At 48.2% G+C, this 687-nt stretch carries 1 protein-coding gene; it reads right to left on the reverse strand.

Annotation, left to right across the window (positions count from 1 at the left end):
- A partial coding sequence (locus tag GRP75_RS30605; protein ID WP_483311135.1) for an RNA polymerase sigma factor occupies positions 1–500 on the reverse strand: 500 nt, incomplete at its 3' end.
- Positions 501–687: the final 187 nt, after the last annotated feature.

A 687-nucleotide genomic window follows, 5' to 3' on the forward strand; every position in this document is an offset into this window, starting at 1 on the left:
TTTTGCGATAGTTCTTCAATTTGCTCCTCGCGAATGAGACGAGCCAGCACATCCTCATCCCGGGAAGGGAGCTGTACAAGGGATTGTGCGACGTCTATAAGCTCTGCGGGTCGTCTGTCCTGTTTGCGCTTAATATCCAGCGCTTTGTGGAGCGCAATTCGGCTCAGCCACGTTTTAAAACCTTCGTTCCGGTACTGGGGGAGAGACTTGTACACCTGAACGAATGCCTCCTGCGCGGCATCTTCTGCTTCCTTGCTGTCATGCAGTACCGAATAGGCGACATGAAATACATGCTTGCTGTACAGCTCTACGATCTCACGGAACGCCTGCCGGTCACCGGACCGTATTCGTTCAATGATTCTCTCTATATCAATGACGCTCTCCCCCTTCCCAATACTATAGACGCCAGGAAATTTTCTTCCCCTGCATATTTCAAAAAAATATTTAAAAAGGACACACCCTCCTGACGGAATGGTGTGTCCTCTATCATTAAAGCCTATTTACTCGCTTTCATTTCGGCTTAGTTCACGCGCACAGGCGATATTCCAGATTGTTCTCATTGCACATTAGCCAATTTGCAGTGACAACCTCGATACATAAGTATACTGCTTAGCCTAAAAGGCTTAGACCGATATATCAATTGCGTCCGCCACCACGGAATCGCTGGGCGTATTCTTTGGCATCCTG

It is taken from the genome of Paenibacillus sp. OT2-17 (assembly GCF_009827695.1).
Taxonomy (GTDB): Bacteria; Bacillota; Bacilli; order Paenibacillales; family Paenibacillaceae; genus Paenibacillus; species Paenibacillus polymyxa_B.